We start from the raw sequence: 15,131 nt of genomic DNA, 5'->3' as shown, positions 1-15,131 counted from the left end.
GTTCCATGGCGAAGCGGCTACAGACTGGTATCGACGTACTGGACCGGAAGCTCGGTGGTGGGATTCCGGCCGGCAGTACCGTCGCCCTCTGTGCCAACCCCGCGAGTCAGGCCGAACTCTTCCTCAACGAGTTGACGGCGATGCGCGGGACGCTCTACATCTCGCTGGGCCGGACCGAGGCGGCGGTCCAGCAGAGCATCGACGCGTCACCGGCCCGGACCGGCGACCCGACGGTCCGGCACATCACCGGGGACGCGCCGATAGACAACGCGTCGAAACTCGTCAGTGCGCTCCCCGACGCGTCGAACCTCATCGTCGACCCGGTGGACGTCCTCGAACGCGTCGACTACGACCGATACCGGCACTTCCTCAACGAGGTGCAGAACCACATGGCGAACACGGACGGGTTGGCCATCCTCCACTGTCTGGACGGCGAAGACGTACCGAAGGGGCGCGACACGACGCGGTTCATGGCCGACGTCGTCTTCGACCTGACGACGGAGATCAGCGCCGACACCGTCGAGAACCGACTCGCGGTGCCGAAGTTCCGTGGGGGCCGGGCGCTCAACGACGTCATCAAACTCGAACTCTCCGAACGGGTCGCCATCGACACCAGCCGAGACATCGCCTGAGACACTGGTTGGTTAGGTAGGCCTTGACACGGGTCGGGGTCCGGGTGCCTGAAACAGTCGCCCGTACGGAACTCTCTCCACTTTCGAGACGAATTCGGCAGAAACCGGCCGCTAGCAGCCGAGTGTGGGGGTCGCGTTCCTGTTTGCGTACCGAACGGTCTCCTCGTCGTCGCCGGGAATCGTCCCACTAAAGAAGCCATTACAGGACAGTCATCGTTCAGAGTCTGTTTCTCGAAATCGCCGGACGGTAACCGTCTGAAACGGTCTGCAACGGACCGAAATCGGTTACAACGCTCTGGTGGGGTTTTGTCCCCGTAGTGGCTTGGGTGAGTCAGATGGTTACGAGTCAACAGGTGTCTACGGGGGAGGCCGAGGGCGCGGCGTTCGAACTGATGGCGAACCGGCGTCGTCGGCACGTGCTCTCGTACCTGCGGGGGGTGACGGGCGTCGTGAGCGTCGACGACCTCGCGAGCCAGGTCATCGCGCGGGAACTGCTGGAGGGGGGCCCGGTGGACCCGGACAGCGTGGAGGCGACGCTCCGACACGTCCACCTGCCGAAACTCGACGCCGCGGGCCTCATCGAGTTCGACGACGAGCGCTCGGAGGTCGTCCCCACGCGCGTCGAACGGGTGAACGACCCGTTCGACCCGGCGACTTTCGAGGAGACGTCCGCCTGACGACCCGTCGAATCGGACCGCCCGGTCGCCCTATGGAGGGACGACCGAACCACTCTCCTGACGCCGTCCCACAGCGCTCTCTGCTCGCCGACCCGTCGGTCGTCTCGCCCGGCCGCCACGTCGGCACGGAGCGTCGGTCGCGCCGCTCGCAGTCGGTGTCGAAAGAAGTCGTGTGTCGACGTCGCTCGTCTCTCGCCGGTGGGGTCCCGTCACGGCTCGTCCCGTTCGGACGCTTCGAGACGCTCGCGTGCCGGTCGCGTCTCGTTACTCCTCGTCGAGTTCGTCGACGATGTCCCCGGCGTCGACGTCGGCGTCTTCCAGCGCGGCTTCGAGTTCCTCGTCGTCGACGTCACCGCCACCCATGCCGCCCATGCCGCCCATGCCGCCCATCATGCCCGGCATGCCCATGCCCGACCCGTCGATGGTCTCCTGGATGATGACGCGGTCGATGTCGACGCGGTCCATCACCTGCTGGGCGATCTGCTGCTTCTGGAACATCCACTGCTGGTTGAACGAGAGCTGCGGCGTGGACTCGATGTAGAGCGTCTCCTTCTCGACGGTGACCGTCTCCGTCTCGGGGTCGGCGGCTGTGTCCTCGTCTTCGTCGCCCTCCGAGGCAGCAGCCTCGCTTTCGACGACCTGCTCCTCCTCGACCTCGTCGGTCTCGATGTGCATCTCCAGGTCGACGTCGAGGAACATGCTCATCAGACCCTGTGCGCGTTCGAGCTTGTCCTCGACGGTGTCGAGGACCTCGTACTCGTACTCGATGGCCTCGCCGGCGAGCGGGTGGTTGTAGTCGACGCGGGCACGACCGCCGATGATGGTCTCGAGGTAGCCCTGCTGGCCGTCGATTTCGACCTGTGCACCGGGGTAGCGGTCGTCCTCCGGGATCTTGTCGGCGGCGACGGTCTTGACCTGCTCCTGGTCGTACTCGCCGAACGCCTCCTCGCCCGAGACGGTGACGCTGCCCGAGTCGCCGACCTCCTTGCCGAGGATGTCCTGTTCGACGGCCTCGAAGATGTGGCCGGCACCGAGGACGATGGTCCGCGGGGCGAACTCGCCCTGGTCACCGACGCCCTCCTCCTCCGCGACGTCGGGGTCGGTCGTGTCGACCAACTGCTCGCCCTCGACGGTGTAGGCGGTGTAGTCGAGTTCGACGAAGTCGCCGTCCTGAAGCCCCGACGCTTCGGTCTCGGTCTCGGTCTCCTCCTCGGTGGCTTCGGCTCCTTCCTCGACCTCCTCGGCCTCGGTCTGCTCTGTCTCGTCGCTCATACCGAACCACTCCTCCCGACGCACGCTTAATAACCACGCTTCGACCGAGCGACTGTGACCGGTTGCCACGGTGACCGGTCGTCGGGAGGCTGTGTCCGCCACCGGTCGCCGAGTCGAGGCCGTGCGAGACGGCGATGCGGCCGCTTTTTCACGCCCGACGCGGAAGCGGAGCTATGTACGAGGTGGAGGTGAAACTCCGTGCGGACCACGCGACGCTACGCGACCGACTCGACGAACTCGGTGCGACCCGCGAGCGGGCCATCGAACAGGTCGACCGGTACTACGACGCCCCGCACCGCGACTTCGCGGCGACCGACGAGGCACTCCGGATTCGCCGCGTCCGCCGACGCGACGGCGAGGCGACCGCCGGAGCGGACCGTCGTCACGGGGAGGGCGACGGCGCCGAGGCGCGGGTGACGTACAAGGGACCGCTCGTGGACGACGCCTCGAAGACCCGACTCGAACACGAGACCGGTGTCGAGGACGGCGAGACGGTGGCCGATATCCTCGACGCCCTCGGGTTCTCGCCGGCGGCGACCGTCGAGAAACACCGCGAGGTGTACGCGCTCGACGGTCTCACCGTCGTCCTCGACGACGTCGCCGACCTGGGGGAGTTCGTCGAGGTCGAACTGGAGAGCGAGGACGTCGACACCGCACGCGAGCGGTGTTTCGAGGCCGTCCGCGCGCTGGGGCTAGACCCCGACGACGGCATCCGGACCTCGTACCTCGGTCTGCTGCTGGACGGCGACGCTCCGGGGGATTCCCCCGAGTAATCATTCGGGCGACGAGATTTTCCGTAAGTTATTCGACCGACGACGGAGAACCGGCGACAATGAGCAATCGCAACATCCGTGTCGAACCGGTCGCGGGCCTCGCCGTCGAGGACCAGGAGGTCGAAATCGTCGAGCGAAAGGGACTGGGTCACCCCGACTCCATCTGTGACGGCATCGCCGAACACGTCTCGCAGGCGCTCGCACGCGAGTATCTCGACCGGGTCGGGAAGGTGCTCCACTACAACACCGACGAGACACAGCTGGTCGCCGGCAGTGCCGCCCCGGCGTTCGCGGGTGGCGAGGTGCTCGAACCCATCTACGTCCTCATCGTCGGCCGCGCGACACAGCAGTACGAGGGGGCGAAGATTCCCACGGAGACCATCGCACTTCGCGCGGCACGGGAGTACATCGACGAGCACTTCCCCGAACTGGAGTTCGGCACGGACGTCGTCGTCGACGTCCGTCTCGGGGAGGGGTCGGGCGACCTACAGGAGGTGTTCGGCGAGGAGGAACGGACCGTCCCGAGCGCCAACGACACCTCCTTCGGCGTCGGGTACGCGCCGCTGACCGAGACCGAAGAGATAGTCCTCGCCACCGAGCGGCGACTCAACGGCGAGTACAGCGACGACAACCCGGAACTCGGCGAGGACATCAAGGTGATGGGCAAACGCGAGAACGACCGCATCGACGTCACCGTCGCCGCGGCGATGGTCGACACCTACCTCGACGGCATCGAGGCGTACCGGGACGCGTCGACGGCGTCCGCGAGTACGTCGAGACCCTCGCGACCGAGTACACCGACCGGGAGGTGTCGGTCCACGTCAACACCGCCGACGACCTCGAAGAGGGTGCCATCTACCTCACCACGACCGGCACCTCGTCGGAGATGGGCGACGACGGCTCGGTCGGCCGTGGCAACCGTTCGAACGGTCTCATCACGCCGAACCGCTCGATGAGCATGGAGGCGACGTCGGGGAAGAACCCCGTCAACCACATCGGGAAGATATACAACCTGCTGTCGACCAGCATCGCCGAGGCCGTCGTCGAGGAGGTCGACGGCATCCGCGAACTCCGGATTCGACTCCTCAGCCAGATCGGACAGCCCATCGACGACCCGCACGTCGCCGACGCGACCGTCGTCACCGAGGACGGCGTCTCCGTCGCGGACATCGAGGAGGAGGTGGCGGCTATCGTCGACCGCGAACTCGCCGACGTGACGAGCATCACCCAGCGCGTCATCGACGGTGAACTGAGCACCTTCTAGCGAGGTCGGTCTGGTCGACCCGTCACGACGCGACCGCTCGGCGCGGTGGTACTCGCCGTGCTCCGGTTCTGAAGAACGCCCCCGACCCCACCAGCAAGCGCCGTGTGCCGTGCACCGTGCTGTCGCTCGGGGGCAGTTGAAGTCTCAACACGGCGGGGGACTCCCGCCGCGTGCACATGAGACCGACACGCTCCACCGACCCGCTAGCTTGAGACATGTACGGAACGACCTGTGAAGGAACGTCCGGAGGGGTCGGTAGTGTGTCACTTCAACACATGAGTCCATCGTACTTACATATTCCGCCGGCGAGTGCGGAGCGAAACCGACTTGCCCCACGTCACGACAGTAGGTACATGACCACGGTCTGTCTCGTCGGGACGTCGGACTGTGACCTCCGCTACGAACTTCTCTCGCGCGAGACGGCACGGGACGCGCTGGCGACCTACAGTCTGGACCGCCCGTTCGAGAACAGCCTGGCCGTCGAGACCATCAGTCTGGGGGCGGCGGTGTCGTTCGTCAACGACCTCGCGTGGTATCTCGTCCGCTTCGTCGAGACGACGCTCGTGCGCGAACCCTCCATCAGCGAGTCCGAGTGGCTCTCGCGTGACCTCGCGGCGGCCATCCGTGACGGCGAGGTCACGCCCGCGGAGTCCGAACGCTATCTGAAGGTCTACGGCGTCGAACGACCCGACGCCCCCCCGGCAGACGGCGAGGCCGAGTCGACGGCCGACGACGGCCCGCAGACCACCGCCGCGCTCCCGCGACTCGTCGAACCGATGTTCGTCGCCCGAACGGGGCCACAACTGCCGGAGTACGACCTGCGTGACGTCGGGGAGACGCTCGTCGTCCGCGTCACCGAAGCCGAGTTCGGCGGCTGAGCGGTCGTTCGACACCAGAGGGTAAGGGTTTACTCGCCTCCGGCGGCAGGAGTGGTATGGAGGAGTTGGGGTCCGCCGACGCGTTCGACCGCATGGGGACGCTCGGCATCGAGGAGGAGTTCTTCGTCGTCGATGCCGAGGGTCGCCCCACGTCGGGAACCGACGAACTCGTCTACGAGTCGGACCCACCCGCGATTCTGGAAGAGCGACTGGACCACGAACTGTTCAAGTGCGTCATCGAGACACAGACACCGACCATCGCGCGTCTCGGAGACGCCGCCGACGCGTTGGGGGAGGTCCGAGACGCGCTCGTCGAGCACGCCGAAGCACACGGGTTCGGTATCGCCGCCGCCGGACTGCACCCGGCGGCCCACTGGCGCGAACTCGACCACGCCGAGAAGTCGCGCTACCGGGCGCAACTCGACCGTATCCGGTACCCACAGCACCGCAACACGACCGCCGGCCTCCACGTCCACGTCGGCGTCGACGACGCCGAGAAGGCGACGTGGGTCTCGAACCGACTGCGCTGGCACCTCCCGTTGTTGCTGGCGCTGTCGGCGAACTCGCCGTTCTGGAACGGGTTCGATACCGGTCTCGCCTCGGCGCGGTCGGTGATATTCGAGAACCTGCCGAACACGGGGATGCCGACGACGTTCACGTCGTTCGACGACTACCTCGACCTCGAACGCCTGATGGTCGAGACCGACTCCATCAACGACCGCGGCGAACTCTGGTACGACGTCCGGCCCCACACCGACCACGGCACCGTCGAGGTCCGCACGCCCGACGCGCAACACCAGGAGTGGCGCGTCCTCGCGTTCGCGGAGTACGTCCACGCACTGGTCGTCGACTACGCCGAACGCTACGAGGACCTCGCCGACCCGTGGCGTCGCCCGAGCGACCACCGCCGCGAGACGCTCGACGAGAACAAGTGGCGGGCCGCTCGCTGGGGTCGTGAGGCCTCGTTCATCGACCGCGACTGCTCGGACGTCGTCTCGCTCGCCGACGCCATCGACCGGGAGGCCGACCGCCTCGACGTGACCGGCATCCGTGAGGTGCTCGACGCCGACAGCGGCGCGAGCACGCAGCGCCGACTCCGCGAGGAGCGTGGCCTCGACGCGGTCTGTGCAGCGCTTCGGCTCTGAGGTGTGACCGCCCCCGTAGTCGTGCTGCCGGCGAGACGTTCTCGAATCCGGCGACACGTTTATTTCTTTCAGTCCCCGTCGGAAGAACAATGAGTGCGCCCTCAAATATCAACGACCTCAGTACTCGCGTCGTCGAGACGGTGGCGGCCTGCGAACAGGTCTCGCCGCTCCGTCTCTCTCCCCCGTTGGCGTCGTTCGTGGATCCGGACGCGCTGGATTCACTGTTCGAGCGAGGCAACGGGGTCATCAGGTTCGACGCCTGGGGCTATCGGATCACGGCCGCGGCCGACGGTTCGGTCGCGGCCGAGGCGAACGAGCGGGAAGCCACCCGGTCGGTCACGGACGACTACCGGTGACGCCGATTGACCGGACGGTAAAGAGCGCGCTCGGGTGACGACGTCCGCAGTCGTTCACAGGGGGTATGTTCTCCCGAGTAGCGGGTGACAGAGCCTCCGACGCGACGAAGCAAGGGTTTTTACCTGACAAATCCTTGGCTTTCACTACATCGAATGTCTCTGGATGACACGCATGACGATGCCGGGGCAGAGGCCGAGGAAGGGTCCGTCCGTGAACGTCTGGGTGAGGAAGCAGACCGCGCCGTCGAGACGCTCGACGATGGGTTGGTCGAACTCCTGACGTGGATTCTCGACACCGAGACGCGGGCACGAATCTACATCTACCTCAGGGAGCAACCTCGCTCGACGAGCGACGAAATCGCGGAGGGGACGGGGCTGTACCCCAGTACCGTCCGCGAGGCTCTCGCCGAGTTGAACGCCGAGGAGAAGGTGACTCGTAGCAAACGCGAGTCCGCAGGAGCCGGCAACAACCCCTACGAGTACGTCGCCATCAAGCCGGGTGACCTCGTCGCGGACGTCGCTGGCGACGTCCAGCAGGGGCTGAACACGGTGTTCAACCTCGACGACCGCCTCGCGGATCGGACGGTCGAGACCGAACCCGTCACCATCACCGTCGACCGGTCGAGTGACGGCGAGAACGCGAGCGCGGAGTCCGACGACTGAGGGGGCGTCGGCCGGCGGCGGACGGAGCCGAAGGCATAAGCCACGTCCAACCGTTCCCTTGGTGTATGCAGGTCGCGCTTGGGGGAACGTTCGACCCGGTGCACGACGGTCATCGTGCACTGTTCGAGCGTGCGTTCGGGCTGGGAGACGTCACCGTCGGACTCACGAGCGACAGGCTCGCCCCGAAGACGCGAAACGAAGAGCGGTACGTCAAACCGTTCGAGGAACGCGAGCGGGCGCTCCGCGCGGAACTCGCACGGTTCGCCGAGGAGTTCGACCGCGAATTCGAGATTCACGAACTCGTCGAACCGACGGGGATCGCCACCGAACCGCGGTTCGACTACCTCATCGTCTCCCCGGAGACGGTGAGGGGCGGAGAGCAGGTCAACGACATCCGCCGCGAGGCGGGGCACGACCCGCTCGACATCGTCGTCGTGGACCACGTCCCCGCAGAGGACGGCGAGCGTATCTCCTCGACACGTATCGTCCGCGGCGAAATCGACGAACACGGCAACCTCACGCCCGACGCGACGCCGCGGCCCGCCCGACGGGAACAGTAGCGTGGTTCGGAGCGAGCGGGAGCGAACGAGCGAGAGCTACGAGACGGCGACCGGTGAGTGAGACGACCCGTGAGCGAAAGCGGGGCGGTCCGAGTGTGTCGGAGTACGGATGCGGCCTACCAACTCGGTTTTCTGAGTCCGGCCTCCTCGATGAGGTCCTTCCAGTTCTGCTGGACCGAGAGCCGAGACACCCCGACGGCATCGGCGACGGCACCCTGTGACCGCCGGTCGCCCTCGATGAGTGCACCGACGTAGAGCGCCGCGGCCATCGACGCCTGCTTCGAGCGCTCCTCGTCGGGGACCGTCGAGAGAAAGAGGTCGACGGCACGTGAGCGGGCCGCGCTCTCCAGGCCCAGTCGGTCACCGGCGGCGTCCAGGTCGGCCAACCAGCGCTCGTTCTCGACGTAGTCACGGGCGCGGTACATACGTGACAGTCGGCGAGCGGCCGACAAAGCGCTTGCGGGCGACCTGTTAAGCACCGCGGCCGCCCACGGGGGGCATGAGACGAGTCGACCGACTCTGGACGGCACCCGAAGGGTCGGCCCCGATGGACGCCCGCGAGTCCGTCTGGTGTCTCGCCGACCGGGGTATCGCGGACGACCGGTACTGTCTCGGGACGGGCTACTACAGCCCCGACGACGTCTGTCAGGTGACGTTCGTCGCGGGAGAGGCGCTCGACGAGATTCGAGAGCGCTTCGACATCGACCTCACCGACGGCAGACACCGGCGGAACGTCGAACTCCGAGGGGTGGACGTCCACGACCTGCTCGGACAGCGGTTCCGCGTCGGCGAGGCCACCTTCGAGGGGACGCGGCCGCGGCCGCCGTGTGCCCACGTCGAGCGGGTCGCCGCCGAGGAGGGTGTCGCACGGGCGTTGAGGGAGGGTCGCGGCGGCATCTGTGCGGCCGTCGTCGACGGCGGTGACCTCGCGGTAGATGACGAACTGATGGTCCTCGGGCCGGTGTTCGACGGGGAGGGACTGGTCGAGGCGATTCGGGACCGCCACGACTGACGCCCCTCGAACGAAAGCTTTGTCTCGGTGTTCGAGCAAGCAGGAGACGCGCGTGGGTAGCCAAGCCAGGCCAACGGCGCAGCGCTTAGGACGCTGTCTCTCAGGAGTCCGCCGGTTCGAATCCGGTCCCACGCATACTACATCCCGTCGCAGTCTGTCGGTTTTCTCGTTGGCGGACCACGAATGGAAAGCCAGTATCCCAACTCGCTCACGGACTGTGGCGTTATCGACCGGAACGAGATAGACCCCGGAAGGAGCATCGTTTTAGTACCAAAATCGCACCACTGCGCTACGACGGAGAAGCAGCGCGTGGACTACCAAACTTACCGGAAACAGTTCTTGACATGGCTGTTGAAAGTCGGCAAGAACGAGGAGAAGGCAGAAGGATACTCTCCGTACACTGTCTACGCAACAGGCTACAGGACGGCAGCGTTCGACCGCTGGATGTGGGAGCAGCGCGGTGGCTATCGGATTCCGCCCAAGCAAGAGGACGCCACGGCGTACATCGAGGATGTCGCGTTCTCCGACCGTTCTCAGTCCACCAAGGGGAAGATACAGGAAGCTCTCGGTCGGTATTCCCGGTGGCTCAGCTACAAGTATGGGATGGACGAGTGGGAGTTTAGCTACTCGTTCGACGGGAGCGGGAGCAACGACCATCCGGCAGACTTTCTCACTATCGAGGAGCGGCAAGCCGTGCGACAGGCAGCACTCAACGAGGGTAGCATTCCGGCGTACAGTGGGTTGACGGTTGCAGAACGGGAGCAGTGGGGCGAGTATATCGCACAGGTGATGGACAAGCCGTTCACCAGCGTCCGACAAGAGGACTGGAACCGGGTTGGTGGGTGGAAGATTACATCTCTCGTGTGGACAAGCTTGGATGCCGGGCTACGTCCGGTCGAAGTTGGACGCGCCAAGGTATCGTGGGTTGACACGGACAACGACTTGCTACGGATTCCCAAAGAGGAGTCAAGCAAGAACCGTGGCAACTGGTTGGTCAGCCTCACCGACCGTACATCATCAGCGTTGGAGCGGTGGCTGAAGGAACGAGAGTACCGCGAGAAGTACGAAGGAACGGACGCCCTCTGGCTCACTCGGAGTGGCAACCCATACGCTTCACAAAGCCTCAGTAGACTCCTCAAGCGTCTCTGCCGTGAGGCGGACATCAGTACGGACACGCGGCAACTCTCGTGGTACGCTATCCGTCACTCCGTAGGGACGTACATGACCAAGGAGCGTGACCTTGCCGCGACGAAAGCCCAACTGCGACACAAGAACGCGGCAACCACGATGAAGTACGACCGTGTGCCTGTCGAGGACCGGCAAGACGCACTGGATAGGATGTAACCCGGACACCACTCCCGGCGCTTGCCATGTGGGGAAAGATGGCCTATGAAGGGCAATTTCATATAATTAGAAGCAGTCCCCCTTTTGACTTGAAGCAATGCTGGTTGACGGCCAGTATGGGTTACTCAGATAGCAAATTTGTGACTTCCACATACTCCGCTTAGGTGCGTGTCGCAATTCGAGAGTGTAACACGGGTTTGACGATTGACAACTTAGGATGCGGGGCGGTCGGTGCGCGGCGGCGCGGGGAACTGCGGATGGGCGAAGCCCGCTTAGGCTGTTACCCCACATCTTGCAGTCGTGCATGGGACGTGGGGTAACTCTTGCTGTGTCTGAGTCTATCGCTGAGTTTCATTCTCACCGGCATCGAGGTGAGCCAAGACGAGTATGGGCAACCTGTACGAAATGGCCTTCCTCTCCCGCAGAAGGTTGGCAAAGCAGCTCTCTCCGCGTCAATTCTCTTCCCTTTCAATTTCCCCTTGGTCATCCTCAGCGGAGTCTTCAACTATCTCTGCCAGTTCCTCAATCAGAGACACATCCCCACGACGAACACCCAATGAAACGATTTGTGAGATAACTCGTGAAACTGCCAACACTAAGTAGAGAAACAGCCACAAGAAGGCCAGGAATTCTAATCTTCCAAACTCGATTGAAGAGACGTATATCCCATATACAGATACCACTATGGACAGAAGAGCAGTATATTCAAAAGTGAATAGGAAATTCTGGAATACCTTTTTTCTCTTTAGCAATTTAAGAAACGTCGTGTCAGAAAGTGCTACTATAATTGCAATTCCAGTAACTATCACAGCAGTCAGTGATGTCGAATATCCAACTGATTTATCTACCACACCGGAAAGGTTGTAACTTGATAGGTTGCCATCAGTATACCATCCAACAGCAACTGCCAACAGCAAGGATAGGTAGAGGTCGTATCCGGTTAGAATACGAAATAATCCCCCATCAGCCAACCTTCGAAAGAACCCCTCGTCAGCCATCCTGATTCATGAATGACCGAGCATAGCCGATTAACTCCCCTGCCCTTGCTTGAAGGCCGCCCAGCGTGTCGGGCCGCTCTTCTCCCTTTTGTACTGGTTCTCTATGCTTTGTTACTGTCTTTGCATATCCGTTGTCGTCATAGACTATCCGATAATCAAGGCCATACCTCGTCTGTGCCATCTCAACTGCCTGCTCAAGTAGCTCTTCATCCATATTGAGATTGGCTCCATCTTTACTCTCCGCCATCAAGCTCAATCGTTTAGCCAACATTTTCTGGATTTCTTCATCTAAGTTCTCCCAGTCGGGGTGAGAGGACGGATTAGACGGTTCAAGCTCAAACGAGGCTTCTCGAACCCGTTTCTGGTTTACGACCCATTCCACCGAATCCGTGTTATGCATCTTTGATAGCTCTATGGAGACATCACCCTCATGCCTGCTGTTGAAGCCTTCCGAGAAATACTTGAGAAATTGCTCATGCCCAATCCGGTTCTTTGTGTTGTATATCAGCAGGTTGTCCTCATAATGTAGGAGAAACATAGAGTAATCTGCTTCCTGATTTGGCGCGGTGTCCTCAACAAAGTCTCCCTCCTCTTTGTCGTATGTAGTTGGCTCTTCGCTATACACCTTCCCGAACTTCCCCAAATCATAGTTTTGCTCTGGCTCGACCTTGCCAAAGTACCATGTCCCGTTCTCTCCCTCAGCGATTTCGCCGTCCGTTCGAATATATCTTTCAAGAACCTCCCGCTCACGGTCGGCGCGTGACTTACTCGCATCATATTCAGTCAGCGTTGTGAGCGTCCCTTTCACGTTATACCTCGCGAAATAGAACGTAGTATCAACCATTGTCAAGGTGTGTTTGTTCAAAAGATATAAAGACTATCCATAAGGTTCGGTGGACGCTTCTCGGTAGGGCAGTAGCAAAAGACGTCCTCTCGGGAACAGACGAGAATGCCCCGGACGAAAACATCCAACAGTCCCAACACGTCAACCCTCCGGCAACCACTTCCCCAAGACGCCATTCAACGTGAGCAGCGTCTACTCCTGCGTCTGAGTAGCTTTAAGTGAACAGTCTCCGACGATACGCCTGTCAACGAGGAAACCGGCAACGAAGGTTGGCCACCAAGAGACAGTCGCGCAGGACACGCCACTTGGCGTGCGCAGCGCTTAGGACGCTGTCTCTCAGGAGTCCGCCGGTTCGAATCCGGTCTCCCGTACCGAGCGGAGGAGTAGGGCCGGTTCGGCTCCGGGGCCGTGCAGGTTCTCGCCGGAGTGGTCGGCGTACCGTGACGGTCCCCCGCTCAGCAGTCGACGACGCTTCTGTCGAGATACGTCGCACAGGCCCGACTGAGTCGCGCGACGGTGAGTCCGTCCGCGGTGAGTTCGACACGCTCGCCGGTTGACCGTATCAGTCCGGCCGACTCCAGTAGCGGCAGGTGCTCGTCGCTGAGTACCCGTCCGAGACGCTGGTAGACACGTTCGTCGTCCCCGTCGGACAGTTCGGCGACCGCTCGGTCGACGATATCACAGACCGAGAGCGGGTGGTAGTGTGCTACGAGGTCACGGAGGACGAACCGACGATGTCGGTCCGCGAGGACGCGGTGGACGAGGCCGATCGTCGACACTCGTTCTCCGTCGACCGTCCTCCTCGCACCGCCGACAGTGGTCTCTCTCCTCATGGCACGCCAACACACGCCCGGAGGGGTAAACGCGACACTTGCGCGTGCGACGCCGTCGGTTCGACCAGGGACGCGACCGAGGTGGACTGAGGCGGGGAGTTCTGGTTCGCAGAGCGCGGTCGACGACCGTTTCGAGGCAGCTATGGCCTGCCAGTGGCAAGCATCCGTCTCGGCAGTGCCAGTCTGTGACCGGCGTGCAGGCAGTCAGACGGGCGTCGGACGGTAGAAAAGGCTTTTGCGGTCATGGAAAGAGGTTGCAATCATGTCTTCGCTGGGCGACCTATACGACGACATCGTCGAGGATGTCGACGCGGTGTTTCTCTTCTCGCCGAGCGCTTCCCTCTTCGACACCGTCGTCGGGGACGAGGGTGCGCCGCCGGTGGTGGTGGTCTCCGCCGAGAACACGGTCGGTGCGGAACGGTTCGTCGAACTGCCCCTGGAGTTCGACGACGTCCGTGACCGTGTCCGGTTCGGCATCGAGGGCGGTATCCAACGAGAGTACGTCGACGAAGGGGCCGTCGTGGCGTGCGCGACGAAACTGTTCGACGACACCGTCGACACGGTGGTTCGAGTCAACACGGGCGAGTTCGTCCGGTCGGGCGTCTACTCGCTGTTCACCGACTCGCGTGCCGACCCGTCGGTCATCCGTGCGGTCCTCGAAGTCGTCATCGAACTCGGGAAGAAGGGTCAGAAAGGGAAACCGGTCGGCGCACTGTTCGTCGTCGGCGACGCGGGGAAGGTGATGAACAAGTCCCGCTCGCTGTCGTACAACCCCTTCGAGAAGTCCCACGTCCACGTCGGCGACCCCATCGTGAACGTGATGCTCAAGGAGTTCTCGCGACTGGACGGCGCGTTCGTCATCTCCGATTCGGGGAAGATCGTCTCCGCGTACCGCTACCTCGAACCGAACGCCGAAGGTGTCGACATTCCGAAGGGTCTCGGGACCCGCCACATGGCCGCCGCCTCCATCTCGCGGGACACCAACGCCATCTCCATCGTGCTCTCCGAGAGCGACGGTCTCGTCCGGGCGTTCGCCGGCGGCGAGATAGCGCTCGAACTGGACCCGGAGGACTACTGAGATGCAGGTCGAGCGGTTCGCCGAGGAGGTCCTCAACGCGGTCTCCTCGTCGGTCGGGGCCATCCTGGTCCTCGTCGTCGGACTCGTGCTCGGCTTCCTGGTCGGTCGGTACGCGCGGCGTTTCATGGTGGCCATCGGCCTCCCGCGGGCCGTCGAGGGGACCCGGTTCGAGCGCACCGCTCAACGCATCGGCACCTCGACGGTCGGTCTCGTCGCCACGCTGGTCACGCTGTTCATCTACATCGCAACGGTCGCCAGCGCACTGAGCATCGCCGGGGCCATCGAGACGGACCTCTCGCTGTTCGCGTTCGCGTCCATCATCCCGTCGGTGTTCGCCGCCATCCTCATCGGCATCGCCGGTCTCGTCGTCGGCGACAAGGCCGAGGTCGCCGTCCGCGAGCGGTTGGCGAACGTGAAGTTCACCGAGGTGAATCTCGCCCCGAAGGTCGTCAAGTACAGCATCTACTTCGTGGCGGGCATCATCGCGGCAGCCCAACTCGGACTGGCCGCGAGCGCACTGTACGTCCTGCTCGGGGCCTACCTGTTCGCCGTCATCGTCTTCGGGGCACTCGCCCTCAAGGACGTCCTCGCGGCCGCCACCGCCGGCATCTACCTCCTGCTCAGTCAGCCCTACGGCATCGGAGACGAGGTGGAGGTCGCCGGCCACCGTGGCATCGTCTCGGAGGTCGACGTCTTCGTCACGACCGTCGAGAACGACGGCGAGGAGTTCATCGTCCCGAACAACCTCGTGTTCAGGTCGGGAATCATCCGCGTTCGCTGAACGGCGACCGGTCACCGCGCC

At 63.3% G+C, this 15,131-nt stretch carries 17 protein-coding genes, 1 tRNA gene and 1 pseudogene; 14 read left to right on the top strand and 5 right to left on the bottom strand.

The genetic code is table 11. The annotated features are described in order from the left end of the window. Positions 1-5 precede the first annotated feature (5 nt). Both GQS65_RS05240 and GQS65_RS05235 read left to right on the top strand, forming a co-directional pair. Positions 6-632 (top strand): RAD55 family ATPase, encoded by a 627-nt coding sequence (locus GQS65_RS05240; RefSeq protein WP_158203625.1) that lies wholly within the window; start codon positions 6-8, stop codon positions 630-632. A gap of 335 nt (positions 633-967) precedes the next feature. Continuing rightward, complete coding sequence (locus GQS65_RS05235) at positions 968-1,309, top strand: DUF7344 domain-containing protein (protein WP_158203624.1); 342 nt, start codon at positions 968-970, stop codon at positions 1,307-1,309. 264 nt (positions 1,310-1,573) lie between these two features. On the opposite strand, the gene GQS65_RS05230 is transcribed toward GQS65_RS05235, so the two are convergent. Beyond that, entirely contained in the window at positions 1,574-2,581 is a 1,008-nt protein-coding gene (locus GQS65_RS05230; RefSeq protein ID WP_158203623.1) for an FKBP-type peptidyl-prolyl cis-trans isomerase, read from the bottom strand. A gap of 173 nt (positions 2,582-2,754) precedes the next feature. Here GQS65_RS05230 and cyaB point away from each other — a divergent pair, with 173 nt between their 5' ends. The 7 genes and pseudogenes from cyaB (at position 2,755) to GQS65_RS05195 (ending at position 8,220) form a co-directional block, all read left to right on the top strand. Further along, on the top strand, positions 2,755-3,354 hold the full coding sequence (gene cyaB / locus GQS65_RS05225) for a class IV adenylate cyclase (protein ID WP_158203622.1): 600 nt from the start codon (positions 2,755-2,757) through the stop codon (positions 3,352-3,354). Positions 3,355-3,413: 59 nt separating this feature from the next. After that, positions 3,414-4,618, top strand: a pseudogene (locus GQS65_RS05220) (methionine adenosyltransferase). A 353-nt stretch (positions 4,619-4,971) separates the two neighbouring features. Next, positions 4,972-5,496: a DUF5804 family protein gene (locus GQS65_RS05215; protein ID WP_158203621.1), complete on the top strand. Its 525-nt coding sequence runs from the start codon at positions 4,972-4,974 to the stop codon at positions 5,494-5,496. 56 nt (positions 5,497-5,552) lie between these two features. Further along, a complete protein-coding gene (locus tag GQS65_RS05210) occupies positions 5,553-6,641 on the top strand; it encodes a glutamate--cysteine ligase (RefSeq protein ID WP_158203620.1) in 1,089 nt (362 codons plus the stop codon). 89 nt (positions 6,642-6,730) lie between these two features. Continuing rightward, positions 6,731-6,997 (top strand): HalOD1 output domain-containing protein, encoded by a 267-nt coding sequence (locus tag GQS65_RS05205; RefSeq protein ID WP_158203619.1) that lies wholly within the window; start codon positions 6,731-6,733, stop codon positions 6,995-6,997. A 153-nt stretch (positions 6,998-7,150) separates the two neighbouring features. Then, entirely contained in the window at positions 7,151-7,660 is a 510-nt protein-coding gene (locus tag GQS65_RS05200) for a winged helix-turn-helix domain-containing protein (RefSeq protein WP_158203618.1), read from the top strand. 65 nt (positions 7,661-7,725) lie between these two features. After that, positions 7,726-8,220, top strand: coding sequence for a phosphopantetheine adenylyltransferase (locus GQS65_RS05195; RefSeq protein WP_158203617.1), 495 nt, complete (start codon positions 7,726-7,728; stop codon positions 8,218-8,220). Between the two features lie 116 nt (positions 8,221-8,336). Here GQS65_RS05195 and GQS65_RS05190 read toward each other — a convergent pair whose 3' ends face one another. Further along, positions 8,337-8,645, bottom strand: coding sequence for a transcription initiation factor IIB family protein (locus GQS65_RS05190; protein ID WP_158203616.1), 309 nt, complete (start codon positions 8,643-8,645; stop codon positions 8,337-8,339). Between the two features lie 74 nt (positions 8,646-8,719). Between GQS65_RS05190 and GQS65_RS05185 the strand changes: the two genes are divergently transcribed. The 3 genes from GQS65_RS05185 to GQS65_RS05175 all read left to right on the top strand — a co-directional run bounded on the left by GQS65_RS05185 (position 8,720) and on the right by GQS65_RS05175 (position 10,576). Continuing rightward, positions 8,720-9,232: an MOSC domain-containing protein gene (locus GQS65_RS05185; RefSeq protein ID WP_158203615.1), complete on the top strand. Its 513-nt coding sequence runs from the start codon at positions 8,720-8,722 to the stop codon at positions 9,230-9,232. A 50-nt stretch (positions 9,233-9,282) separates the two neighbouring features. Then, positions 9,283-9,367, top strand: a tRNA-Leu gene (locus GQS65_RS05180). Between the two features lie 48 nt (positions 9,368-9,415). Further along, positions 9,416-10,576, top strand: a complete 1,161-nt coding sequence (locus tag GQS65_RS05175; RefSeq protein ID WP_158203614.1) for a tyrosine-type recombinase/integrase — start codon at positions 9,416-9,418, stop codon at positions 10,574-10,576. A gap of 452 nt (positions 10,577-11,028) precedes the next feature. Here GQS65_RS05175 and GQS65_RS05170 read toward each other — a convergent pair whose 3' ends face one another. The 3 genes from GQS65_RS05170 to GQS65_RS05160 form a co-directional block, all read right to left on the bottom strand. After that, entirely contained in the window at positions 11,029-11,574 is a 546-nt protein-coding gene (locus tag GQS65_RS05170) for a hypothetical protein (protein WP_158203613.1), read from the bottom strand. Continuing rightward, positions 11,567-12,418 carry a DUF4747 family protein gene (locus GQS65_RS05165; RefSeq protein WP_158203612.1) on the bottom strand — a complete coding sequence of 284 codons (852 nt, stop codon included), beginning with the start codon at positions 12,416-12,418 and terminating at the stop codon, positions 11,567-11,569. The genes GQS65_RS05170 and GQS65_RS05165 overlap by 8 nt, the downstream gene beginning before the upstream one ends. Before the next feature lie 455 nt (positions 12,419-12,873). After that, a complete protein-coding gene (locus GQS65_RS05160) occupies positions 12,874-13,251 on the bottom strand; it encodes a hypothetical protein (protein WP_158203611.1) in 378 nt (125 codons plus the stop codon). Positions 13,252-13,513: 262 nt separating this feature from the next. Between GQS65_RS05160 and dacZ the strand changes: the two genes are divergently transcribed. Both dacZ and GQS65_RS05150 read left to right on the top strand, forming a co-directional pair. Beyond that, positions 13,514-14,329, top strand: a complete 816-nt coding sequence (gene dacZ / locus GQS65_RS05155; protein WP_158203610.1) for a diadenylate cyclase DacZ — start codon at positions 13,514-13,516, stop codon at positions 14,327-14,329. A gap of 1 nt (position 14,330) precedes the next feature. Then, entirely contained in the window at positions 14,331-15,110 is a 780-nt protein-coding gene (locus GQS65_RS05150) for a mechanosensitive ion channel domain-containing protein (RefSeq protein WP_158203609.1), read from the top strand. Positions 15,111-15,131: the final 21 nt, after the last annotated feature.

This window comes from Halomarina oriensis (assembly GCF_009791395.1).
Lineage (GTDB): Archaea > Halobacteriota > Halobacteria > Halobacteriales > Haloarculaceae > Halomarina > Halomarina oriensis.
Note: the sequence above shows the minus strand (reverse complement) of the source record. Positions and strands in the feature narration are given on the sequence as shown.

Bases quoted from the DNA above. Each gene is read 5' to 3' on its own strand.
- GQS65_RS05240 (WP_158203625.1), top strand. From the start codon at position 6: ATGGCGAAGCGGCTACAGACTGGTATCGACGTACTGGACCGGAAGCTC.
- GQS65_RS05235 (WP_158203624.1), top strand. From the start codon at position 968: ATGGTTACGAGTCAACAGGTGTCTACGGGGGAGGCCGAGGGCGCGGCG.
- GQS65_RS05230 (WP_158203623.1), bottom strand. From the start codon at position 2,581: ATGAGCGACGAGACAGAGCAGACCGAGGCCGAGGAGGTCGAGGAAGGA.
- cyaB (WP_158203622.1), top strand. From the start codon at position 2,755: ATGTACGAGGTGGAGGTGAAACTCCGTGCGGACCACGCGACGCTACGC.
- GQS65_RS05215 (WP_158203621.1), top strand. From the start codon at position 4,972: ATGACCACGGTCTGTCTCGTCGGGACGTCGGACTGTGACCTCCGCTAC.
- GQS65_RS05210 (WP_158203620.1), top strand. From the start codon at position 5,553: ATGGAGGAGTTGGGGTCCGCCGACGCGTTCGACCGCATGGGGACGCTC.
- GQS65_RS05205 (WP_158203619.1), top strand. From the start codon at position 6,731: ATGAGTGCGCCCTCAAATATCAACGACCTCAGTACTCGCGTCGTCGAG.
- GQS65_RS05200 (WP_158203618.1), top strand. From the start codon at position 7,151: ATGTCTCTGGATGACACGCATGACGATGCCGGGGCAGAGGCCGAGGAA.
- GQS65_RS05195 (WP_158203617.1), top strand. From the start codon at position 7,726: ATGCAGGTCGCGCTTGGGGGAACGTTCGACCCGGTGCACGACGGTCAT.
- GQS65_RS05190 (WP_158203616.1), bottom strand. From the start codon at position 8,645: ATGTACCGCGCCCGTGACTACGTCGAGAACGAGCGCTGGTTGGCCGAC.
- GQS65_RS05185 (WP_158203615.1), top strand. From the start codon at position 8,720: ATGAGACGAGTCGACCGACTCTGGACGGCACCCGAAGGGTCGGCCCCG.
- GQS65_RS05175 (WP_158203614.1), top strand. From the start codon at position 9,416: ATGGAAAGCCAGTATCCCAACTCGCTCACGGACTGTGGCGTTATCGAC.
- GQS65_RS05170 (WP_158203613.1), bottom strand. From the start codon at position 11,574: ATGGCTGACGAGGGGTTCTTTCGAAGGTTGGCTGATGGGGGATTATTT.
- GQS65_RS05165 (WP_158203612.1), bottom strand. From the start codon at position 12,418: ATGGTTGATACTACGTTCTATTTCGCGAGGTATAACGTGAAAGGGACG.
- GQS65_RS05160 (WP_158203611.1), bottom strand. From the start codon at position 13,251: ATGAGGAGAGAGACCACTGTCGGCGGTGCGAGGAGGACGGTCGACGGA.
- dacZ (WP_158203610.1), top strand. From the start codon at position 13,514: ATGTCTTCGCTGGGCGACCTATACGACGACATCGTCGAGGATGTCGAC.
- GQS65_RS05150 (WP_158203609.1), top strand. From the start codon at position 14,331: ATGCAGGTCGAGCGGTTCGCCGAGGAGGTCCTCAACGCGGTCTCCTCG.